Annotated in this window: 17 protein-coding genes and 1 riboswitch; of the genes, 4 read left to right on the forward strand and 13 right to left on the reverse strand. The window is 58.6% G+C overall.

The genetic code is table 11. The features are described from left to right. Positions 1 to 98 precede the first annotated feature (98 nt). Together E8L22_RS12600 and E8L22_RS12605 are read right to left on the reverse strand one after the other, a co-directional pair. Complete coding sequence (locus tag E8L22_RS12600; protein ID WP_162604828.1) at positions 99 to 1823, reverse strand: right-handed parallel beta-helix repeat-containing protein; 1725 nt, start codon at positions 1821 to 1823, stop codon at positions 99 to 101. A gap of 72 nt (positions 1824 to 1895) precedes the next feature. Next, positions 1896 to 3005, reverse strand: coding sequence for a fibronectin type III domain-containing protein (locus E8L22_RS12605; RefSeq protein ID WP_162604829.1), 1110 nt, complete (start codon positions 3003 to 3005; stop codon positions 1896 to 1898). Between the two features lie 179 nt (positions 3006 to 3184). After that, positions 3185 to 3261, reverse strand: a riboswitch (cyclic di-GMP riboswitch). Between the two features lie 299 nt (positions 3262 to 3560). Here E8L22_RS12605 and E8L22_RS12610 point away from each other — a divergent pair. From E8L22_RS12610 to E8L22_RS12625, 4 genes are read left to right on the forward strand one after another with little or no spacing between them, the layout of a single operon-like run. After that, positions 3561 to 4775, forward strand: coding sequence for a glycosyltransferase family 4 protein (locus tag E8L22_RS12610; RefSeq protein WP_162604830.1), 1215 nt, complete (start codon positions 3561 to 3563; stop codon positions 4773 to 4775). Between the two features lie 3 nt (positions 4776 to 4778). After that, a complete protein-coding gene (locus tag E8L22_RS12615; protein ID WP_136525505.1) occupies positions 4779 to 5633 on the forward strand; it encodes a polysaccharide deacetylase family protein in 855 nt (284 codons plus the stop codon). A gap of 60 nt (positions 5634 to 5693) precedes the next feature. Then, on the forward strand, positions 5694 to 6950 hold the full coding sequence (locus E8L22_RS12620; protein ID WP_136525506.1) for a glycosyltransferase family 4 protein: 1257 nt from the start codon (positions 5694 to 5696) through the stop codon (positions 6948 to 6950). After that, entirely contained in the window at positions 6940 to 7968 is a 1029-nt protein-coding gene (locus E8L22_RS12625) for a glycosyltransferase (protein WP_136525507.1), read from the forward strand. Before E8L22_RS12620 ends, E8L22_RS12625 begins: the two co-directional genes overlap by 11 nt. Here the strand turns inward: E8L22_RS12625 and E8L22_RS12630 are convergent. The 11 genes from E8L22_RS12630 to E8L22_RS12680 form a co-directional block, all read right to left on the reverse strand. Next, positions 7965 to 9875, reverse strand: a complete 1911-nt coding sequence (locus E8L22_RS12630) for a hypothetical protein (protein ID WP_136525508.1) — start codon at positions 9873 to 9875, stop codon at positions 7965 to 7967. The two genes, E8L22_RS12625 and E8L22_RS12630, sit on opposite strands and share 4 nt — an antisense overlap. 484 nt (positions 9876 to 10359) lie before the next feature. Further along, positions 10360 to 11850 carry a hypothetical protein gene (locus tag E8L22_RS12635; RefSeq protein ID WP_246044633.1) on the reverse strand — a complete coding sequence of 497 codons (1491 nt, stop codon included), beginning with the start codon at positions 11848 to 11850 and terminating at the stop codon, positions 10360 to 10362. Positions 11851 to 11977: 127 nt separating this feature from the next. Then, complete coding sequence (locus tag E8L22_RS12640; RefSeq protein WP_246044634.1) at positions 11978 to 12940, reverse strand: glycosyltransferase family 2 protein; 963 nt, start codon at positions 12938 to 12940, stop codon at positions 11978 to 11980. An 86-nt stretch (positions 12941 to 13026) separates the two neighbouring features. Continuing rightward, the gene (locus E8L22_RS12645; protein WP_136525511.1) at positions 13027 to 14640 is read right to left on the reverse strand and encodes a hypothetical protein; all 1614 of its coding nucleotides are present in this window, start codon (positions 14638 to 14640) and stop codon (positions 13027 to 13029) included. A 26-nt stretch (positions 14641 to 14666) separates the two neighbouring features. After that, positions 14667 to 15047, reverse strand: coding sequence for a DUF192 domain-containing protein (locus tag E8L22_RS12650; RefSeq protein ID WP_246044635.1), 381 nt, complete (start codon positions 15045 to 15047; stop codon positions 14667 to 14669). Next, complete coding sequence (locus tag E8L22_RS12655; RefSeq protein ID WP_162604831.1) at positions 15010 to 15558, reverse strand: porin family protein; 549 nt, start codon at positions 15556 to 15558, stop codon at positions 15010 to 15012. The genes E8L22_RS12650 and E8L22_RS12655 overlap by 38 nt, the downstream gene beginning before the upstream one ends. A gap of 91 nt (positions 15559 to 15649) precedes the next feature. Beyond that, on the reverse strand, positions 15650 to 17368 hold the full coding sequence (locus E8L22_RS12660) for an Ig-like domain-containing protein (RefSeq protein WP_162604832.1): 1719 nt from the start codon (positions 17366 to 17368) through the stop codon (positions 15650 to 15652). A gap of 346 nt (positions 17369 to 17714) precedes the next feature. Beyond that, a complete protein-coding gene (locus tag E8L22_RS12665) occupies positions 17715 to 18626 on the reverse strand; it encodes a type II secretion system F family protein (RefSeq protein ID WP_136525514.1) in 912 nt (303 codons plus the stop codon). Positions 18627 to 18636: 10 nt separating this feature from the next. Then, a complete protein-coding gene (locus E8L22_RS12670; protein ID WP_136525515.1) occupies positions 18637 to 19602 on the reverse strand; it encodes a type II secretion system F family protein in 966 nt (321 codons plus the stop codon). Positions 19603 to 19614: 12 nt separating this feature from the next. Beyond that, complete coding sequence (locus tag E8L22_RS12675; RefSeq protein WP_136525516.1) at positions 19615 to 20919, reverse strand: CpaF family protein; 1305 nt, start codon at positions 20917 to 20919, stop codon at positions 19615 to 19617. Between the two features lie 61 nt (positions 20920 to 20980). Next, positions 20981 to 22108 carry a response regulator gene (locus tag E8L22_RS12680; protein ID WP_136525517.1) on the reverse strand — a complete coding sequence of 376 codons (1128 nt, stop codon included), beginning with the start codon at positions 22106 to 22108 and terminating at the stop codon, positions 20981 to 20983. Positions 22109 to 22132: the final 24 nt, after the last annotated feature.

Raw genomic sequence — 22132 nt, forward strand, 5'->3', positions numbered from 1 at the left:
GCGGGCGATGAACAAAAAAGAGGCCCCGAAGTAAGTTCCGGGGCCTCTTTGGTCTGTGCCGGCGGCTCGCGCCGCCTCAATCGGCTCTCAACCGGTTATCAGGATGCGGAGAGAAGTACCGGGGCGGAGGGGGTCTTGGCGGAGGTAGTCGGTGCCTTGATCACCCCGATGTCGAGCTTCTGGTTCGGCCACGGCATCCATACGCCTTTGCCGCTCTGCCATGTCGCCACCGTGGTGAGGGTGACCTGGTTAGCGCTCGGAACGGAGGCGATCTGGTACCTACCGCTCCCCTCGATCTGGATGGTGTCGCCGGGGCGGAAAACCATGCGCGCGTCGATGTCGGAGACCAACTTGTTCAGCGTGATGGTCGTGCCGGACCCGGAGGCCGAGGTGGTGAAGGGGAACACCCCCTTGTTTAACGCCGGAGAACTCGACTGCAGTTGCAGGTTCGTGGTGTCCCAGGTCGACCCGAGCAAGGTGTAGAGCGGGTCGGAGGACATGCAGGACACCCCATTCCATCCACCGGTTGCACTGACTACGTTGGATGAAGTGTAGTTTGCAGACTTGTCGGTGACCACGTAGCCGCCATATGTGGAGTTGAAAAGGCTGTTGTAGTATTTGACCGAGTAACTTCTGCCGGAGTAGTCGTTCTCCACCTGCACGCTCTTGCCGGTGTCGCCGGAAGAGACGTTGTTAATCAGGTAGATGTTGTAGGTGCCGGAAGCGAGATTGTAATAGGCACCCCACCAGGCGATGCCGTAGCCGAAGTCGTTGCTCGCGGCGCTTGTGTTGTTGATGAAGAAGACCCTGTTACCCCCTTCGTACACCTGGAAGTTGCCGTCCCCCTTCTCGCTCTCGGCGGTATCCCAGGCGGTGTTGTTGATGAAGTAGATGTCGCGGGAGGAGGAGTTGGAATCGAAGTTCTGCTTGTAGTTGCTGTAGCCGATGCAGTCCCTCACCGTCACATTCCAGGAGTCGTCGCGGTACTTGTTGTCACCGTCCTTGGAGACGTCGACCCCCTGCTCGCCGTTGTTGTGCACGATGCAGTTAAGCACCCAGCTGTTGGTGCAGGAGCCCAGGTGGATACCGTCGGAACCTGTGTTGGAATCATACGCGGTGCAGTTGGAGATCACGGCGTTGTTGACGTAAGTTAGGAAGATGTTGGCGGCCCAGTCGTCGTTGATCCCGGTTTTGTGGGCGACGACGCGTTCGATGGTTGCTCCCTGCAAGAAGGTGGTCGGGTAGCTGGGGGAGACGAAGATCACGTTCGCCCATATCGAGTTGTACACCTCCACGTTACGCAGGGTGTTGTAATTGCCGGTGGTCTGGAAACCGTTGTAGCCGGAGTTCTGCACCTTGATACCGTTGGCCCCGCCATCGAAGACGATGTAATCCCTTTTCGAGATGTTGACGAGCCCGGACCAGTTGGGGACGGTAATGCCGGAACCGTCGATTATGCTCTGTCCGGTCCCCCAGGTGGGGTCCCCCTTGATGGTGATCGGGCTGGAGGCTGTGCCGTTATCGTACCAGGTGGAGTCGATCTGGATCATGCCGCCGCCCTGCGAGGTGTGCTTCGTCCCTCCCTTCACAACCAGCACGTCCCCGGCCACCAGGCGTTTCCAGCCGCCGGCGCTCAGAAAGCCGCCGTTGCCGGTGGTTTTGGTCCCGGGAATGTTCTTCCAGCTCGAGGTGGTGGCGAGGCCGTTCGCGGCGTCGCTGCCGTAGTCGAAATCGACGTAGTAAGTGGTTGCCTGGGCCTGCTGCAGGTAGCCGAACAGCATGAAACCGAGCAACATCATGGAAAGTCTCAACGACTTCTTCATCTTTTCTCCTTCTGCCGCAGTTTTCACAGCGGTCAAGTCTAGCGTATTTTCCTTCATCTTACAGGCTGCAGGTTACTGGATGTACATGCTAGCGTTGAGGAGCTTGCCGCCCCACCTTCCCGAGGGTAATGCCGCGGGAAGCCCGCTGCCGTAAGAGTTGGGCGCCTCGTACCCGCCCGTAGTCGACCCGCAGGCGAACCGGTACAACATGCTTGATGCGGCCTGAGCAGCTATGTAGTAGGTCGCCCCTTGGGTAACGTATGCCGCAGGAACGGACACAGTGGCATAGCCAGCCGCTGCGACGGTCATGGTCCCCTCAGTGAGCTTCGCGCCGCCCGCCGAGTAAAGCGCCAGCCGGATCGCGGTCGGGGCACCGTACTGGTAGATTCTCACCCGCAGTGCGGTCACCTTGCCGGTAGTGTCGGCCGTCATCGGGCTGAACTCCATGTAACTCGGTGTGGCGTCCTGGTAAGCGGAGGTGCCGGTGGTGATGTCGTCCCAGTGCCCCGTCGGAGTGGTGGTCGTGGTCGAGGTGGTGGTCGATGCGAAGGTTGCCGATACCGTATGGTTGGCTATGACGTTGCTGAAGGTGTAGCTGGAGACCGCGCCGACCGAGGCACCATCAACGGTGACCCCGGAAATGGCGTACCCCGATGCCGGAGCAACGGAGAGGCTAAGGCTGCCTCCTTGTGGTACCGAGGCGGTCTTGATGACGGAGCTGCCGCTGGTGGCAGTACTTACGCTGACGCCCGAGGGGAAGTTGATGCTTCCGCCAGGCCCGGAGGTGGCCGTAATGGAATAGGTCGCACCGAAAGACTTGGACATCTCGTTGGAATAGGCGCTTTCCGTTTTGGCCCCGTCATAGGCGGTGACGGCGAAGTAATAGGTCGACCCGTTCACGAGGTTTGCGAGCGTGTAGCTGGTCTGATTGCCAACGTCGACGCTTTGCGTGTAGGACCCTTTCGCAGTGCCCTGGTAGACCTTGTAGCCGTTCACCGTCATCGCGGTGCCGTCGGCGTAGGTAGAAGGCGCAGACCAGGACAGGGTGGTCTGAGCGGCGCTGGCTTTTGAAGCTGGGATGAGCGAGATACACGCGAGGAAAAAGGCGGCAATGGTGAGGAATGTTACAGGGTTAACTGGAAAACGTTGCCACAGTGGCAGCTTACACTTCTTTGTTTGCACTTCTACCTCCCTGGTGCTGGGTTTGTCCGGGAGGTACCTCGTATCGCCGGGGACGGAGCCGTCGGCCGCAGTTATTGAAGGTAAAGGAATTGTCCGTAACGGGCGGGGGGGTGTTCCCGAGCTCCAGATGGACCGAACCTGATCTGCGGCGGCAGACGTGAATCGTCTGAGGGCGATAGTTCGGCATCCCGGCTGTCTCGGTGAGACCCTATAGGCTTTCCGTCCCACCCTCGCGGGTGGTCTAGTCTTATCGTTATCGGCGTATTCGTTTGTGTTCGTTGCATGGGTACCTTAGTAGACTTTCGCGCCCCCGCTGGTGACGACCGTCACACTTAGGGCAGCTTTTTGGACCTACGCGGCTGGTGAACCGCTGCTCACTTCCGAACCGAGAACCATCGCCAGGGCTCTCTTGACACACTGAGGGGTAAGGATATACTCGCCACGGTGAATTTATTTTAATCTTTTTTAGCCGTCATGAATGAGGGCCTATCGTCATCCAGCGGTGCTGGAAGATCCCTTTGCGGGCTGACGCTTCGCGGCCGGAGGAGGAACTCGATGCAAGGGTCGAAAGAGAAACAACTGCGGGCCTGCTTCGTTTACTACCAAAGCTTCTCACAACTCCTTTATCGAGAAGCTATCACGCTTAAAAGAGGTGGGTTCTACGTGGACGTCATCTGTCTCAGGGCGAATCCCGGTGAGGAGGTCGACAGCCTCTTCGAAGGAATGCGGGTGCGGAAGATAGTGCCGCGGTACGGTGCCGAAAAAAGCACCTTCGCCTATTTTGCCAGGCTCATCTACTTTTTCACAAAGACCTTCCTGCTGCTTTCCTATCTGAGTTTCAGCAAGAGATACCATCTGATTCACATCACGGCACCGCCTGACGCCGCAATATTCACCACAGTGATCGGGAAGCTGCTTGGCGCAAAGGTCATCCTCGACATCCACGATATCGGACCGGAACTCTATATGCGCAAGCTGGGTGTCAAGGAAAGTCATCCGGTAGTACGCATGCTGAAGGCAATGGAGAAAGCTTCCGCATCTTTTGCAGACCACGTAATCACGGTGACCCATCTATGGCGAAACGCACTCATCTCTCGCTCGACCACTCCGGAAAAATGCTCGGTCATGCTGAACGTGCCGGACAACGGGATTTTCCGCTTCGTCGAACGCGAGCCACGTGCCGAGAGATTTAACCTCTTCTACCACGGCTCCGTCGAGGAGCACTTTGGAGTCGACACCCTGTTGGACGCCATGCCGCTCATCAAGCTGCAAATTCCGCATGTGAAGCTCCACATCTACCCGGCCAAGAGGGGAAGACTGCTCGAATCGCTTCAAACCAAAAACGAGGCCCTCAAACTGCAGGACTCCGTTTTCTTTCACGAATCGGTTCCCTTCTACGAGCTTCCAGGGGTGCTCGCAGACGCGGATTTAGGCATCGTCCCCACCAAAAACCACATATTTTCCGATGACGCGGTGAGCAGCAAGTCCTTCGACTACATCTTCTCCGGCATCCCCATCGTCATATCCAGGACCGCCGGCCACAGCTTCTACTACACCGATGATATGGTGAAGTTCTTCGAGCCGTGCAACAGTGCGGATCTCGCGGCTGCAGTGACCGATCTATACAGGAACAAGGAAATGCGCCAGAGACAGGTGCGGCAATCACTTAAATTCATCGAGGACAACAGCTGGGACCGCATTCAGTTGAGCTACCTGAACATAGTTAAGGAATTGATCGATCCGGCCGCCCCTGGCGCCGACAGGACCTAGGAAATGACTGCGGAAAAAGAGATATCCGTACTGCTCTCCGAGGCACGCAATTTGATCAACATCCTCCCTGCCCCGGTCGCCACCATGCTGGTCTACCACCGCATCGAGGACGGTAGTGCCCCCTCGCTGCCCGATTCGGTATTGCTTACCGAATTCCAGGAGCAGATGAGGTACATAACCGAGGAGGGGTATTCTCCGATGACCGTGCGGGAACTGGCCGCGCTGGTGGAGGCTGGCGAGGAACCGCCCGAGAAAAGCGTAGTGGTTACCTTCGACGACGGGTATCTCGATACCTACACCCACGCGTTTCCAGAGCTCGACTTCTTCAGAATGCCAGCCACCGTCTTCCTGGCGACCGGGCATATCGGCGCCTCCACACCTTTCCCATGGCTTGGTGGCAACGGCGGCAAACCGATGGATTGGCAACAGGTCAGCAAGCTGCACAGGGCGGGGATCGAGATCGCCTCCCATACCTATTCACACCCCTTCACCCCGAACCTCACAAAAAGGGAGCTGTGCCTCGAACTTGAACGCTCGAAAGGGAAGATCGAGGAAAAGCTCGGGGCCCAGGTTCATTCGCTTGCGCTCCCTTACTCTTTTCCGCTGCGCCATCCACGCTGGCCGTCTTTCAAGGCCCGCCTGAGGGAAGCGCTGAACGCCAACGGCTACGTTTGCTGCTGCACGATGCAAAGGGGGCACATTAGTCCCAAAGACGACGTGTTCGCACTGAGAAGGATACCCGTGGGCCGTGACGATGACCTGCCGCTGTTCCGGGCCAAGCTCGAGGGTTGCTTCGCATGGACCGCCCCGCTGCAGGCCTTCTACCAGAGGTTCCTCAAGAGTTATCCCACGCCATGACAGAGCTTTCGTCGGCGCAGGCAGGCCGGCCGCAATCCCCCTCAGCTCGACGGAGACCGCATGAAAAGGCTCGCCTACCTCGCCAATTACTTCCCATCCCTCACGGAAACCTTCATCTATCGCGAAGTTATAGAGCTGAAAAGGCGCAACGTCGCGGTGACCCTGTATTCACTACGTAAACCCGGTGAAACCGAAGTCTCCGAAGAGGCCCTAAAGCTGCGAGAGGAGACTTCCTACCTGCTGCCGGTACCAGCCGGCGAGCTGCTGGCAAGCCATGCGTGGTTTTTCAGCCGCGCGCCTCTCACCTATATCGGGACCGTGTTGAAGATGGTCACCGGCACGCACAACAGTTTCCGCGACCGGGTCCGCAGCCTCACTCATTTCGGGGAGGGGACGGTGCTCGCCCGCCGCATGTTGCGCGAAGGAATCACTCACATCCACTCACATTACGCCTCGCAGTCCACCTCCGTAGCCCGGGTGGTGCACCTGCTGACCGGCATCCCCTACAGCTTCACCGGCCACGCCCACGACATCTGGCATGACCGGCTGCTTCTTCCAGAGAAACTGAGGGAAGCCGCCTTCGTGGCGACATGCTCCACCTTCGCCAAAGAGTTCATCGCGCGGGAAGACAAGACGTGTGATGAAAAGATCCACGTCGTCTACCACGGCCTGGACGTGAGGAAGTTCACCCCGCCGGCCGGGGAGAAACTGAGGATTCGCAACCGGATCCTCAGCGTGGGGAGCCTGGGACCTACCAAAGGGTTCCCGGACCTGATCAGGGCATGTGCCATGCTGCGGCAAAAGCTGACTGACTTCGAATGCGTGATCGTCGGCGAGGGACCGATGCGGGAGGAACTGGAACGGCTCATCTCCGATATGGGGCTTTCCGGGACGGTCCGGCTGGTAGGGAGCGTACCGCAGGAAGGGCTCATCGATTTTTACCACGAGGCCTGGATCTTCGTCCTTCCCTGCGTCATAGCCGATGACGGTAGACGCGACGGCCTCCCCAACGTTCTCATGGAGGCGATGGCGACAGGACTGCCGGTCATCACCACCAGAAGCACCGCACAGGAAGAGCTGATCGAAGAAGGCAGGCATGGGATGTTGGTAGCGCCGCACGCCCCGGAGGAACTTGCTTCGGCGATCTGCACGCTTTGTCGCGACGACGGGTTGCGGGAGAGCCTGGGGACGGGGGGACGCAGGAGGATAGTGAGGGATTTCGACAACCGGACCACCATCGAGCCGCTGCTGAGACTTTTCGACAAGTACGTTTTCGGTGCGGACAGGAGTTCGGCGGGGGTGCCATATGAACGCTAACGGCAGGGAGCGGGGGATCGTCTTTCTCAAGTGGTTTCCCTATGACAAGAGAAACGAAACCATCGCGGCGGCTCTGGGCGCGGAATGCCATTTCATCTGCTCGCTGAAGAGGAGAACGCCCTGGAACGCTCCGCTTCGCTACCTGGTGCAGATCTTCAAGACGTTGTTTTTATTGTGGCGCAAGCGTCCCGGAACGATCCTCATCACCAATCCTCCCGTATTCGCTGCCGCGACGGTCGCTTTGCACTGCGCGATCTTCGGTGGCCGTTTCATCATGGACAGCCATTCCGGCGCGCTGGCGGAGCGATGGCGCCTCTTCCAGGGACTGCACCGCCTTGTCGCCCGCAAGGCGGCTCTCGTTGTGATCACCAACGAGACCTTTCAGGCTGTGTACCGCGAATGGGGTGCGCAGACGCGCATCATCTCCGATATCGTGATGAACATACCGTGCCGCAAGCCCACCGCGCTCGGCGACGGCTTCCATGTCATGGTCATCTGCTCCTTCGATCCCGACGAGCCGATCGCCGAGATACTCGCCGCCGCGGCGGGGCTTCCCGAGGTCTCGTTCATGGTCACCGGGAACTTCGGGCGCCTCGACCCGGAGCTGATTGGAAGCAGTACTCCGAACGTCACCTTCACCGGTTTCCTGCCCGATGACGCATATTTCGCCCTTTTGCATGCCTGCAACGCGGTGATGGTCCTCGTGGACACGGAGGACACCATGCAGCAGGGAGCCTACGAGGCGGTCTCGGTGAAAAAGCCCATGGTGCTCTCGGACTGGCGTCTGCTGCGGGAGAGTTATCCAAGCGGCGCGGTCTTCGTGGCCAACGAGCCAGAGGCGATCCGGGCCGGGGTGCTTCACCTCATCGAGCAGTACGACGAGTACCTTGCCGGAGCTGAGCGAACATACAGGGAACGTGTCGCGATCTGGGAGGAGAATTGCCATTTCCTGGCTGGTTTTTGCATGGAAGCTCCCGCCGGTAACAGGGACACTTCCGCGACCTCGCTCGACGCCTAGGGCGCATACTCCTTCCAGACGAGCCCGGTGTCTGAGATAAATTTGGTGACCCCGTCGGAGTCCTGCATGCTGCCGGTAAAAGCGCCATCGTCTTCCCAGACGATCCCATCCGGCATGAGCACCCTCGCCACCACGGTCTTGCCGGTAATCGCCTTGGAACCAAGCCGTCTGGTTTTCCCAGTCTTGCTTTTTTCGTAGACCTTCACGATGCAGCTCGCCTGGGCAGCGCTTCCTCCTTCACCTTCTGCGACAAAGGTGTAGATACCTTCCGCGGTCTTCTCGACGATGGCCTCCTCGGCATGATCGGGGGTCTTCACGACGATGGGGGACAGCTTCTGCTCGCGCCGCGACTCGTTGCGGGAAAGCGGCCTGCTTCGTTTCGACCTCGGGTACTCCCTGAAAAGAACCGTGAGCTTTAGATCGCCGGCACTCTGCACGATGACTTTCAAGTCCCCATAAATGATCGGCAATACAAGCCCTTTCTCCTCAGCAGGTTTCGGTTTCTGGGTAACGGTTTCCGCCGATTTTGATGCCGGTTTGGGAGGCTGCGATGCCTGTTTTGGCGCGGTGCCGGAGGCAGAACCGGAAACTGCAGGACTGCTGGCCTGGGCGACACGCAGCTTGCGCTCCATTGCGGCAACACGTTCCCGTTCAGCTTTCTCGGCCGCAAGACGCTCGCGCTCACGGGCGAGACGCTCCGCTTCCGCCTTCTGTGCAGCCTTTCTCTCCTGTTCCGCCCTCAACCTTTCCTGCAGCGCCTGCTCGGCCTGTCTCTTCTTCTCAAGGGCGGCACCCCGCTCCCGCTCCGTCTTCTCGGCGGCTAACCGCTCGCGCTCACGAGCGAGACGCTCCGCTTCCGCCTTCTGTGCCGCCTTTCTCTCCTGCTCCGCCTTCTTCTTTTCCTGCAACGCCTGTTCGGCGGCTTTCTTCTTCTCGAGCGCTGCAACCCGTTCCAGCTCCGTCTTCTCGGCGGCAAGCCGCTCGCGCTCACGGGCCAACCGTTCCGCTTCCGCCTTCTGTGCAGCCTTCTTCTCTTGTTCCGCCCTCAATTTTTCCTGCAAAGCCAGTTCTTTGATCTTCTTTTTCTGTGCTGCGAGGATCCGCTCCTGCTCGGCCTGTTCTGCCGCCGCCCGCTTGCGCATCCGGGACAGCCTCTCTTTTTCCTCTCGCTCCGCAGCCCTCTGCTCCTGTTCGGCGAGGCGTTTTTGCAACTCCTGCTCTTCCTGCCTTTTCCTCTCCGCCGCCGCCAAGCGCTCCAGAGCAGCTTTTTCCTCAGCGCGCACACGCGCGAGCTTTTCCTGCTCAGCACGTTCGGCGATTCGTTGCTCCTGCTCCAACCTGGTCTTCTCGCGACGCGCCAGCTCAGCCTTTTTGGATCGATCTGAAGCAGCCAAACGCTCCTGTTCAGCCTTTTCCTCAGCCATACGTTCACGTTCACGGGCAATACGTTTCTGCTCCGCCAGTGCCGCAGCTTTTCGTTCCAGCTCCGCCATCCTCTTATCCTGCAGTTCCTGCTCGGCACGCTTTTTCTGCAGCGCCGCGGCACGCTCCTTTTCCGCCTTTTCCGCGGCGACCCGTTCCCTCTCCTGGGCAAGCCGCTGCCGCCGCTCACGTTCCGCAGCCTTGCGCTCCTCGGCAGCTTTTTTCTTCTCTTGCGCCTGCTGTTCCTTGCGCTGGCGTTCGGCTGTCTTGCGCTCCTCTAACGCCCGGGCCTTCGCCGCCGCAGCCGCCGCGCGTTCGGCTTCTTTCTGCTCCGCATCGGCCTTTGCTGCAGGAGTCTCGTCTTCGGTCGTCGCTTCAGACTGCTCTTCGTCCTCTTCTTCATCGGTGGACTTCGCGGTCAGTGCAGCGACCTTCTTAGGCTCAGGAGGCGGCGCTTTCTGCAGCAGCGCTTTTTTAACCACCAACCGCGTGGTCGTCACCTCCATCGCCGGCTCAGCATCAGGAGTATCCTGCTGCAAGAGTGGGTCGGATGCAGGAGGAGTAGCCGCCGTTTCAGATGTGGCCGTTTCAGGAGGTGCCACGTCAGTTTTTTCCGACGCATCCGCCGCCAGAACAGCATCAGAGGAGGCCGCCGTTTGGGAAACCGGGGTAACATTGGGAGCGGGTGGTACTTCGGATGGAATAGACGAGGCGGAGAGCCAGAGTACATCGAACCTGGGGGTGTTGCCGGTCTGGGGATAATAGAGGGAACTGACCGACGCCATGGCAATAAGCATCGTGTGCACGGCAATCGATCCCAAAACCGCCCACCACACGTCTTGTCGCGCTACCCTTCTTGTGAGCCAGACACGGTCTTCCATAGTTCCCCACAGCTAAGGTGCCACCCTTTTCAAGAGATAGCCGTTAGATGATGGGGCGAATGGTTAACGCCCCCCCTAACGTGTCACCTCAAGCAGGTTCTTTCTTGTCGTCCACGATGACAGGCGTCACGGCGGGGTACCTGTCGATCAGATTTTTATACTGCGGGATGTTCTTGACGAAGATGTTGGCAGCCCGGTCCGCATAGATCAGCTTCCAGTCCCTGTTCTTCAGCAGATAGCGAGACAGGTGCGAATCCGCCTCGAATATGACCCACGTCATGCCGTACTTCTCAAAAACCTTTTCCCACCCCTGGTGAAACCCCGTCACTTGACGAAATTCCTTCAGGCGGTCTGCGCCGTACATATCGAGCCTGCCGTCAACGAACACCTTGTACGCCGGAGCGGCCGCGTAGATAAGGTAGTCCCCGAACTCGTCGCTGTTAAACATGTTGCCGGCTATTCGCTCTTTTTTTATGAATTCGGTGGCAGCCACCGGCTTGCTTTTCGGATCGAAACCGTAAGTGATCCTCCCGGTTGCAGCGAAATACGCGACAAGAACAACAGAGGCCGCAGGCCACAGATACCTCACGGCCTTGGCATCGAGTCTGGAGATGTTCTCCGACCGCCTTTGCATGAAGCGGGAGAAGCGATTGTCTTTTTCGTAGAGATTATCGTTAAGCATGCCCGAAAGGATGCGAGCGGCTACGATGGCGAAGAGCGGGATGTATCGTGCGGAGTAGAGTGACATGTGCAGAAAGAGAGCGACCAACATCACGTCGATGAAGTCGAGCTTTTTCCTCGACCAGGCAAAAGCCGCGACCAAGAGCACCAGGTAGAGCTCGAATCCCTTTGCGTACTTCTCGTGGAAGTTGGGAGACATGAATTCGGATATTGAATCCATGAGATAGCCGGAGGATGTGAGTTTGAAGGGGAAAAGAAGTATGTAGTAGCCGTAAGGGTTCACAAGACATACCGCCAAGCACGCTGCTGCCGCTACCGCAAGCGCCTTGAGCCTTACCAGGGCCGTTTGCCTATCTTCGACGGAAAAGAGCGCTTTGATGGCGTTCCCCGCGACGAAGATGAAAAGCACGATGAAACCGCCCATAAATCCGCCATGGAGGTTGACCCACAAAAGCATGAGCAAAGGAAGCGCGTAGAGCAAGTTCCTGTTTTTGTACTGGTACAGACAAAGGATGTGATACCACGCAAGAGTGAGGATAAAGGAAAAGATGTGCGGCCTAGCGAGCCAGTGCAGTCCGGAAGAGGCCGTAGCCAGTATCACCACCGCAAGAGAAATAAGGATGTTCTTGTCCCTTGCATGGATCGTTTCGAAGAGGAGCATGGCGGTCAGGGCGATGAAAAAGCTGAAGAAGACGACGACTCCGGTCAGGCCGAAGGCGCTGTGGACGAGGGCCATGATCACCTCGGAGAGCCATTCGTGGGCGGTCCAGGGCAAGGGAGGCGTCAGGTAGGAGAACATGTCGTGCTGCGGCACCTTCATCGTCTTCATGATGTATTCGCCGGCGCGAATGTGGTATCCGGTGTCGCCGTCGTTCAGCAGGCTCTGTCCCAAATGCACAGAGACCAGCAAAAAAATCGCGACAAAGAGAAAGTCCGCGATGGACGGAAGCAAAGAAGTGCGTTTGGTAGTCTCTGTAGTGGTCAATAGAATCACCTTTTGCAAAAGATTGCGGCAACGGTCGAGGTTAACCTTGCAAAGGATCTCGTTGTGTCAATTGACGGGGCGCTCTGGGCTTTCTCCACCCCGCAACAAGCCCGAATATCATCCTGCTCCCAACCGCCAGGGCCTTCAGATTACTGGAATTTCCGCCTTTGCTGAGGCCGACCCGGTTGTGGAAGGTGATCGGACACTCAACGACCGCGAGACCTTGAGCCAGCGCGGTATCAAGAAAATGGGCGTTGAATTCCAGGTTGATCTCAGGGTTCAGGTACGGCATGAGGACCTCAAGCGCCTGGTTCCTGCAGAGCTTGTAGGTGGTTCCCACGTCGGTGAAAGTCCCACGTCCCAGATGCTTCACCTCGAGCAGCTTTCCAGCGAAGAAATTGCCGTAGTACATGAAGGTGCTGAGCTGCGTGCGCCGCTCGCGCAGTTGCTCGCTTATGCGTGTTCCGTTGACGATATCGGCGTGCGGCAGGTATGCCAGGAACTTCTCGATGTCGTAGGCCCGGAAGGTCATATCACCTTCGCATAAAAGGGTCAGCTCGGTATCTTTAAAGCTGAGCCCCTCGCTCAAGGCGCGATAGACGCAGTTGCCGTACCCCTGGAGCGGTTCGTTCACGACGAGCGCTCCTGCGGTTCGCGCGCATTGTGAGGTTCTGTCCGAGCTGTTGTTGTCCACCACGATGACGCGCCTGACCAACGGGTGCGCTTTGAAGTCCTCAACCGCGGCACCGATGCTGAGCTCGTCGTTGTAGGCCGAAAGCACAACGGTCACGCCGCAGTTGGAGGGTGGAGCCCAGCGAACCGGCGTCGTGCGGCGCTTGGAAGGGAAGAGCACGAAGAGGTCGTAACAGATGAGCAGTCCCCCGGCGACCACGGGCATGCCGCTGTACCAGACGACCCGATCGGCCACCCATAGCCACTGCCCGTCGCCTTGGCACAGCAGTCTTAGGAAACCGATGAAAACGCCGGTCAGATACACGCACATCCCGGCCAGCGCGAGCAATATCCCGTACAGAAAAGCGGGAAAGGTCGCAATTTGGTGCAGCGCGGACTTTAGAGGGGAGTGTTCTCTCATCGTCTTTTGTACAGAAACCACATGTCTGATTCGGCCGCGAGGAAAAACCTGTGGTCAAGTCCGGACCGGTAGTTCTTGAGTAACCCGTCAATGGGGGAAGCCGGCCGCTTCGGAACCATGACGATGTCGGCATCGCCGAAATACCACGCCTCGGATGGGCGATGCCCGTCGCTGAAGGTGTAATTGTAGGTCGCAGCAGCCATCCCCCCCCTCGGAGCGCTTCTTCCCATGGAGTACGGGAACGGGTTCATCATGTCCATGGTCAGGACCTTGTCGGACGGACGGGAATGCTCAAGCAAGATGCGGATGCCGCTGTTGACGTATTCCACGTATCTTTTCCCGTTGCTGTTTGGCTCCCACTTGTCGTCATACATAAGCAGGGGACTCAGGCGCGGTTCGGTGAACCTCACGAGCGAAGAGCTGTCCGAAGGCCAGGTTTTCTGTACAAGACCGTAGGCGAGACCGTAGAACTGGGTGAAGAATGAAATGAAAAAGAACGTTACGCCGGCAACCAGCGCGAGCCTTTCCACACGAAACGGGGCCTTCTTCCGCGCACGAAACTTATTGCCGCTGCGCCGGTGCACCTCGATGACCAGCAAGAAGGAGTAAAGAACGGTGAGAGGCAGTTCGGTGTATTGCTGGTTGCTGCAAAGAAGCACCATGTCCAGTGCAAAAAAGAAAAAGCCCAGCAACACATAGGTAAAGCCGGGAGCATCGCTGCCTTGACGGCTCATCGTTATCGAGCTTTGCCAGGACAACAGGACGATGAAAAGCAGGTAGACCGCGTTGCCTGATAATTTGATCAACAACTCCTTATAGCTGAAGCTCATCGCTCTGGCCCCTGCCGCAAGCTGAAGATCGTGATAAAAGGCGGCTGCGTCGAAGTCAAGGTACGTCAGAAAAGCCAGAGACGTCAGGAAGAACCCGAGCGTCATGGCAGACAGACGCGCTTTCGAACGCCGGCCGAGCAAAAAGGAGGCCCCGATCATCAGCACCACCACCCCGAAGTAATTCGCCTTGAGAAACAGCAGCAGTGCGGCAACCACCCCCGTCGATGCACCGCCGATCTTTTCCTCCCATTCAGTAGCCGCTCTCAGCCGGAACGCCTCGATCATCACAAGCCCCAGCAGTACGTACCCGTAACGGTTGTAGTACATCGCGTGGCTGGAATTGACCGTCCCCCACCCGAGAGGATAGGGAGAAACCAGCAGCAAGGCGAGGTAAAGGCAGATGAAGAATCTAGGAACAAACGAAACGGCATCGCGGCTCAGGCGATACCCCCAAAGTGACAGGACAAACGCGAAGAGCGCGTTAGCGTACCCGATCGCGTTCACCGAACCGTGCGAAAGGGCCATCCCGGCGCCCACCACCAGGAAGGAGAGCGCCCCCCATGGGCTGGTGAAGTCCAGGTGCGGACGCTGGCCGTTGAACACGCGCCACCCATTATCAAGCAGGAAAAAGAGGTCGTGCCCGAACTTGCGTGTGGGAACCGCGCCCACATACGCGGCGGCAGCGCACACCGCACCGAGACAGGCGAGAAAGAGCACATTCCGGCGTTGCCTGGCCGCGCCGTAACCGTCTCGTGATGGATTTGTGAGGTCACTGCGCATGGAGAATGGTACCTGCCTCGCGGAGTCTAAGTGATTTCAATCCGATTACCGATGACGGTGGCGGCGGCGTCAAGGACGCCGACGGGGAGTTCGAGGACGCTGTAGGCCTTGACCGGGGGAGCCGATACCCGGCCGGGTCGAAGCCCCTTCGTCATCGCCACCACCCGCATGTCGCGATCCAGGAACACCACGTCGATGGGGAATTTCATTCCGAAGCTGTGGACGCTGCGGCAGGGCCTGATCCACATCGCTTCTCCAGGCGGGAGCTCCTCCCTGCCGAGGAGCCCCTTTAGCCTGGAGAAAAAAGTGTCGGCGACCGCGACGCGGCTGGCGATCTCTCTCCCTGAGGTCGCGTCGATCGCCCTCATGTCACCTGAACATGTTCTCGGGGAGAAAAAGCCTGACACCTACCGCGCCGAGGAAGCTGGTCGGATCATACTCACTGGCAGTGCCCTTGACGTCACCCTTCGGCGCGAAGACCCCCTTGACTTCAGCGGTGAGCGCGACCCCCTTGGTGACGAAATAATCCACACCCGCATTTATGTGCCCACCCGTGGTCCACTCGAAATCAAACTTCTGGCCGGACTGGTACTGGAAATCGCCGGTGATGAAATCGACTCCTGCCCCGAGGTAAGGGACCAGGCGGTTATCCGGGTTGAACCGGTACTGAAGCCCGAGGGAGACATCGGTGAAAGCAGCCTCGCCGACTTTCAATCCGTTCACCTCGAGATCTATGGTCGGCACCTGGGTGATATCAAGCTCGGCCGCGAGGTTTTTGCTCAAGCCGTAGATGAGACCTCCTCCTGCAGCCAGTCCGGTTTTCGAATCGGTGGCCCCGGTGATGAAATCGTCCTGCAGAGGAACGGCGAAACCGACCTTTCCGGTGATACCCAACCTGCCGTCAATGTCTGCCGCCATGACACTCCCCGCCGAGAGTGAAAAGATAAAAAATACCAAGAAAATGAATTTGCGCATCATGCCTCCTGTAGCTGTAGGTTCAGAGGGAAACTTACGGCGTGGTCGCAGCCGCCTTCTCCTGGGTGAGCGAGGCTATAAATCCTCCATAAGACCTCAGTGTTATTCCATCGACGGTGGCCGTCGCCTGGTAAATGATGGACTCAGCGTTGAACCCACCAGGTCCTGGCGCCTCCAGCGACACATTGCAGGTGAATATTCCCATGCCGTGATCGTCGGTCCTGACCGTTACGATTAAGGGGTCGGCGCCCGGGTATGTCACAGGCAAGCCCGGCAGCGGCGGTATCAGTTGAATCAGGGTATCCGGATTCCTCCCGGTGTTGTTTATCTCTATGGAGACGTCGAGATTCGGCAAAGGAACACCGTTGTTGTCGAGCGCCTGGAAAGGCACGAGTTGCTTGAAGGTGAAAAGTCCGGCGGCATCGGCGGGCAGGGACGCGGAAAGCGTGTTCAGGGTGCCGTCGGGATCGGTAGGCGCTTTCGAGGTGAGGAAATTTATCACATAGCTGTTCTGACGCACGACTTCGATGGTGGTGTACGCGGTCACGAGAGTGTCGTTCACGGTTGTGGTGGCCTGAACGATGATACTGGAGCTGGAATTAACGGTTCCCGACCTCAGGCGGCAAACCGCATTGCCAACGGAGTCGGTGCTTGCGAGGGTGGCGACACCCTGCGCCAAAACGTTGCCTGAGTAATCCACCATGTTGCCCGGGCCTGCCAGGACTTTGAAGGAAACCTCCTTGTTTTGCACCGGCTTCGGAGGAGACTGCAAGTCGGTGACGGAGGCGGTTAAAATGACGTCGCTGTTGACACCCACCGAAGCCTTGTCGCTGACCAGCGTCATCTTGATGATGGACGCGGACAAAGGCTGCGTTGTTATCTGCACCGGCGCCAACGCCGTGACCGTGGTGTTATCAATGGTGGCTGATGCCTGCAAGATGACGGCAGAGGTAGAGGCGGGGTTTAATGCGCGAATGCGTGCGAAGCACTCGCCTGACGAACCAGTGGTGGCGGCGGCGGTTATGACGGAGGCTTCGCCGGTAGCGACGCTGAAGTTGACCGTTTTGCCGGGAACCGGGGTTCCTCCGCTGTCTTTCAGAAAAGCGGTGACGTAAAACTCCTCGTTGTTGTCTACAACCTGCTTGCTCGGAGTCATGGTCAACCGGTAACTGACCGTCGAGTTCGCCGTAGGTACCACCTGGAATGGAACGTTGGCGACGATCTGATCGGTATTTACCGTGGTCGTCGCTTCGACGATAACGTTCGCTACGGCTGACGGGTTACCGGCTTTCACTATCGCCGTAGCCTGACCGTTGGAATCGGTGACGGAACTTGCCGTGAGCATCGTGGCAGGTCCGGCGGCGACTCTGAAGCTCACGGGGAGATTGGCAACCGGATTGTTCGAGCCGTCGCGAGCGGTCGCGGTGATAAGGAGTTCCTGGTTGGGGCTGACCGCGCTGGAACTGGTGGCAAGGGACAACCGGGCGCTGTTGAGGTTGACGTCCGCCGGTGAGACCTGGAAGCTTCCGTAGCCGACAACGCTCTTTCCGGAAACGGTGGACGCTCCCTGAACTATGACGTTGGTCGTGACGGCGGTTGCGCCGGCCTTTATGAAGGCCAGAGCGACGCCGTTGGAATCGGTCTTGGCGGATGCGATGACAGCCGTCGCGGGTCCCGCCGCTATGGAGAAGTTGACGGTCTGATCGGCAACGGGACGGCTGTTGGCGTCCTTAAGGGTCGCCGTCACTATCATCTCCTCGTTGACCAACGCCGCTGTCTTGGCCGGAATAAGGGTCAGAGTATAAGGGGCGGTTCCCGTGTCGGTCCCGCCGATGGTCCCGCCAGGATTGAACGGATCGGCATTTCCGCTGGAACTACTGCCACACCCCGCCAAAGTCAGCACCAGAACCGGCAACAGTAGCAGTGCCGCCCTCACTATGTATCGCATGTCCCCTCCTCGTAATGCAGTTGAACCTGCAAAAAGTTACTTCCTGCAAAGCCGCGAATAGATGAGAGCCAGTTCCACGGCGATAACCAGTAGAATTACGCTGTCGAAATCGATGTGCATCGTGTGCGCCTCCTTTCTAGGTGCAGTTCCGTCATTTAAGCAGAGTCCTGCTGATCTGTACGTAAGCCGGCCCGAGGATGACAACCAGAAGAGCGGGGAAGACAAACAGGATCAGCGGGAAGATCATCTTGATGGTGGTCTTTGCGGCGGCCTCCTCGGCGATCTGCCTCCTCTTGGTGCGCAAGGTGTCGGCATGGACGGCAAGCGCCTGGCTGAGGCTTGTGCCGAAGCGCTCGGTCTGAGCCAGCATGGTGACGAAGGACTTCACGTCGTCGACCATGGTCCGCTCTGCCATGTCCTTTAACGATTCTATGCGCGGCTTGCCCGCCCGCGTCTCCATAGTCGCCACCTTGATCTCTTTCGCCAGAGGGTCTTCAGCGAACTGCGGGGTTTCCGTCGTCTTGATGAGGGCGGCGTCCATGCTGAGCCCCGCGTCGACGCAGACGGTCAGAAGATCGAGGATGTCCGGCAGGGTATGGAAGATCTTCAGCTGACGTTCGTTGTACTGGTGGTAGAGCCAGTAACTGGGTGCCAGATACCCCACTATCGCGAGGATGATGAGAACCAGCAGCAGTTGCAAATCGAGCTCGAGCCCCTTGGCCATGACGTAGACCAGGAAGAAAGCGCCGGGCAAAAGGCAGGTGAGCAGCAGCTTCGCCCCGAAGAAGACATAGACGCTCTCCTTGCGGTAACCGGCGGCGACGAGCATCTTCGAGTACTTCCCCTGCTCCTTGGAGGAGAGGCTCAGCATCTTCCCCAGCTCTCCCAGTTGGTCGTACCACTGCGGGGCTTCCTCGACCAGTTCGACCTTGCTCACAGGCTTCACCTCAAACTTGTCGAGCCTGTTCTGTACGATGCTGCGCCGCGACATGTACGGGTAGACCAGGGCCGCCGTCAGGAGCAGTATGGCGATGAATACCGTTGCGGTAATTGCGTAGACCATCGAGCTCCTCCTAGATCCTTATCCTGATGATCTTTCTAATGACGAACAGCCCTACGACCTGCAGGCAGACGGCAAGGCCCAGGACGTAAAGCCCTCTGGTTTCCTTGTATAGGACCGACTCGTAATGCGGGTTCAGGATGTTGAACATGAAGAAGGTGAATACCGGCAGAACGCCGAGCACGTACCCGGTCATGCGCCCCTGGGCGGTGTAGACCCTGACCTGCCGCCTTATCTTCAACCGTTCCCGGATCGTCTTGGCCAGATTTTCCAGGATCTCCGAGAGGTTGCCGCCGACGTCGTTGTTGATGGCGATCGCGGTGGTGAAGAACCTGAGATCCAGGCTCTCGATCCTCTCGTTCATGTTGTTCAGGCTCTCGGTAATCCTCAAGCCCAAAAGCTGCTGATCATATGCGGTTTTGAAAAGCTCACCCACGGGGTTCTGGATCTCCTCACCCACGAGTTGGATGGCGCTCGTAAAGGAGTGCCCCGCGCGCAGCGAGCGTGAGATCATGGTGAGGGCATCAGGAAAAAGCTCGGTGAACTTTTCAAAGCGCTGTGTGATCTTGAAGTTCAGGAAGATGAACGGAGAGAGCGAGAACCCCACCGCAATGAGCAGGGAAATGAGGATGGACTTGATCATAAAGAGCGAGATGACGAAGCCGAACAGGATAAGCCCGGCCGTCAGCATGACAAAGCGCGACGAGGTGATCTCAAGGCCTGCGTGGTCGAGCTTCTTGTCCAGGTCACGGGTGAGAGGGAAAGAGGCAAGGATACGGTCTAGGGGCGGGGTCTCCCTGATGATCTCGGCGCGCAGATCCTCGGGTATCCCCTGGGCGTCTGTATCGCGGGCGAGACGCTGCAGGCGCCTTTTGAGCTCGTACTTGGGCGAGGTCCTGACCGCTGCGACGCCGAGATAGACGGTGAGGCAGAGGCAGAAGACCGCCAGGAAGGTCACGATCACGATCGGTAGCAGCAAGGCTCCCTCCTCCTAGTTCTCGAAGATCCCCTGGGGGAGTTCGAAGCCGTAGACCCTGAAGCGCTCGGCGAACATGGGGCGCACCCCGGTCGCGCGATACACGCCGACCACCCTCCCCTCCTTGTCGATGCCGCGCTGGTCGAAGACGAATATGTCGTGCATGACGATGGTGTTTCCTTCCATGCCGGTTATCTCGGAGAGCTTGACCACCTTCCTGGTCCCGTCCGAGAAACGCACGAGCTGAACGACTATGTTCAGTGCCGAGGCCACCTGTTCCCGGATGGCGCGTTCCGGCAGATCCATGCCGGCCATGAGCACCATGGTCTCGATACGTGCGAGCGCGTCCCTCGTGGTGTTCGCGTGGACCGTGGATATCGAGCCGTCGTGACCGGTGTTCATCGCCTGGAGCATGTCGAGCGCCTCGCCGCCACGGATCTCGCCAAGGATGATACGGTCCGGCCGCATCCTGAGGGCGTTGCGCACGAGATCGCGCTGGGTGACTTCTCCACGACCCTCGATGTTCGCTGGGCGCGTTTCGAGCCGCACCACGTGGTCCTGTTTCAGGTGGAGCTCGGCGGAGTCCTCTATGGTGATCACACGCTCGTCATGGGGGATGTATTCGGACAGGACGTTCAGCATGGTCGTCTTACCGGTACCGGTACCCCCGGAAACGAGGATGTTGAGCCTGGTCTTCACCGCCCCTTCGAGCATTTTCTCCATGCGGGCGTCGAGCGTGCCGAGGTTCAAAAGATCGCTCATCTTGAGCGGGTCCTGCCCGAAGCGGCGGATGGAGAGGACGGGGCCGTCCAGGGCCAGCGGCGGGATGATGGCGTTCACGCGCGAGCCGTCAGGGAGCCTCGCGTCGACGTAGGGTGAGGACTCGTCGATGCGCCTTCCCACCTTAGAGACGATACGCTCGATGATCTGGAGCAGATGGGCGTTGTCCTTGAAGCAGACCTCGGAGCGGACCAGCTTGCCGAAGCGCTCGACGTAGACCTGCGAACTTTTGTTCACCAGGATATCGGAGACGTGCGGGTCGGCGAGCAGGGGTTCCAGTGGGCCCAGACCGAAGGTCTCGTGCTGGATCTCGACGACCAGGCGGTCCCTCTCGAACTGGTTGAGGGGAACCCCTTCCTCGATGATCAGGTTTTCAATGACGAAACCGATCTCCCGGTTCAGTTCGTTGGCGCCAAGCAGGTCCAGTTTGGCGAGGTCGAGCCTCTCGATCAGGCGCCGGTGGATGCGGCTTTTGAGGTCCTGGAAGAATTCCTGGTCCTTCATGCTGCCCGGCATTTGAAATGGGTTGTTGGGAACCATAGAAGAACCTCTCGTTTTCCGGCAGCCGCGGGAAGCCTCACCTTTGGTGAGGCCGCGGGCGCTACTGTTTCGTCATCATCTCGGCCAGGTTGAGGATCGCCTTACTCACGGCGGAGCCGGGGGAAATCCTGACCACGGGCATCCCCTTGTTGATCGACCCCACCACATCCATGTAATCGTTGGGTATGGTCTGGTAGACGGTATGGCCTAGCACCTTTTCGGCGTCCTTCACCTGGATGTCCGCCTTCGGCAGGTAGCGGTTCACCACGAGCTTCACACGGTCCTTTCTCAGCCCCTTTCTTTCCATCGCCGAGAGGTAACGCTTGCTGTTTTTGAGCGCGGGGAGGCTGAGCGTAGTGGTGAAGAGAATCAGGTCGGAGGATTCGAAAATCGCCATGTTGCATCCGATAAGCGGGCCGCCGCAATCCACGACGACATAGGTGAAGACCCCCCGCAGGAACTCGAGGATGCGGCGCACCTGGTCCGGGGTGATCAAGATGGCGTCGTCCACCTCGTTGGGTTCCGTGAGAACGAAGGGACCGGAACTGTGCCTGGTCATCACCGTCATGAGGAAGTTCGCGTCGAGTCGATCTATGTTGCTCGTGACGCTGCTCAGCGTGTAGGTCGGGCTGACATCGAGAAAGGTGCTGATGTCGCCGGAGTAGAGGTTCAGGTCGACAAGGGCGACCCTGGTCCCTTCCGAGGCAAGGCTCGCGGCGAGGTTTACCGCTACCGTCGTGGTACCTACCCCTCCGGTCGGGTAGTAGACCGAGAAGATCCTCCCCCTGGGGGTGTCGTCGGCGCCCTTGGCGAAGAGGAAGCGTCCCACCTTCTGCAGCGCCTGTTTAAGTTCCTCCTGGGTGATGGGGCGCAGCATGTATTCCACGGCACCGGCGCGCATGAGCGACAGGATCCAGTCCGAGCTCTTCTCGGCGGCGCTCACGATGACCGAGGTCCTCGGGAACTTGGCGCAGATGAGCTGCACTTCCTGCATACCCTTTTGTATGTCGTCCACCTCGAGCATGACGACGTTCGGGGATGACTTCTCGATCATCCGCAGCCCCTCGGAGAAGTCGCTCGCCGAGCCGACTATCCCTATCGTTTCCGAAAAAGGGCGCAGGGTGGCTTCTATCGCGGTCCTGGCGGAGTGATCGCTATCTATGATGACCAGTGAGATGTGTGGCTGCATGCAACGGTCCTTTTGGCTGCGGCG

Origin of the sequence: Geomonas ferrireducens (genome assembly GCF_004917065.1) — a bacterium.
Lineage (GTDB): Bacteria > Desulfobacterota > Desulfuromonadia > Geobacterales > Geobacteraceae > Geomonas > Geomonas ferrireducens.

Bases quoted from the DNA above. Each gene is read 5' to 3' on its own strand.
- E8L22_RS12600 (WP_162604828.1), bottom strand. From the start codon at position 1,823: ATGAAGAAGTCGTTGAGACTTTCCATGATGTTGCTCGGTTTCATGCTG.
- E8L22_RS12610 (WP_162604830.1), top strand. From the start codon at position 3,561: ATGCAAGGGTCGAAAGAGAAACAACTGCGGGCCTGCTTCGTTTACTAC.
- E8L22_RS12615 (WP_136525505.1), top strand. From the start codon at position 4,779: ATGACTGCGGAAAAAGAGATATCCGTACTGCTCTCCGAGGCACGCAAT.
- E8L22_RS12620 (WP_136525506.1), top strand. From the start codon at position 5,694: ATGAAAAGGCTCGCCTACCTCGCCAATTACTTCCCATCCCTCACGGAA.
- E8L22_RS12625 (WP_136525507.1), top strand. From the start codon at position 6,940: ATGAACGCTAACGGCAGGGAGCGGGGGATCGTCTTTCTCAAGTGGTTT.
- E8L22_RS12640 (WP_246044634.1), bottom strand. From the start codon at position 12,940: ATGTGCGTGTATCTGACCGGCGTTTTCATCGGTTTCCTAAGACTGCTG.
- E8L22_RS12645 (WP_136525511.1), bottom strand. From the start codon at position 14,640: ATGCGCAGTGACCTCACAAATCCATCACGAGACGGTTACGGCGCGGCC.
- E8L22_RS12655 (WP_162604831.1), bottom strand. From the start codon at position 15,558: ATGGCGGCAGACATTGACGGCAGGTTGGGTATCACCGGAAAGGTCGGT.
- E8L22_RS12660 (WP_162604832.1), bottom strand. From the start codon at position 17,368: ATGATAGTGACGGCGACCCTTAAGGACGCCAACAGCCGTCCCGTTGCC.
- E8L22_RS12665 (WP_136525514.1), bottom strand. From the start codon at position 18,626: ATGGTCTACGCAATTACCGCAACGGTATTCATCGCCATACTGCTCCTG.
- E8L22_RS12675 (WP_136525516.1), bottom strand. From the start codon at position 20,919: ATGGTTCCCAACAACCCATTTCAAATGCCGGGCAGCATGAAGGACCAG.
- E8L22_RS12680 (WP_136525517.1), bottom strand. From the start codon at position 22,108: ATGCAGCCACACATCTCACTGGTCATCATAGATAGCGATCACTCCGCC.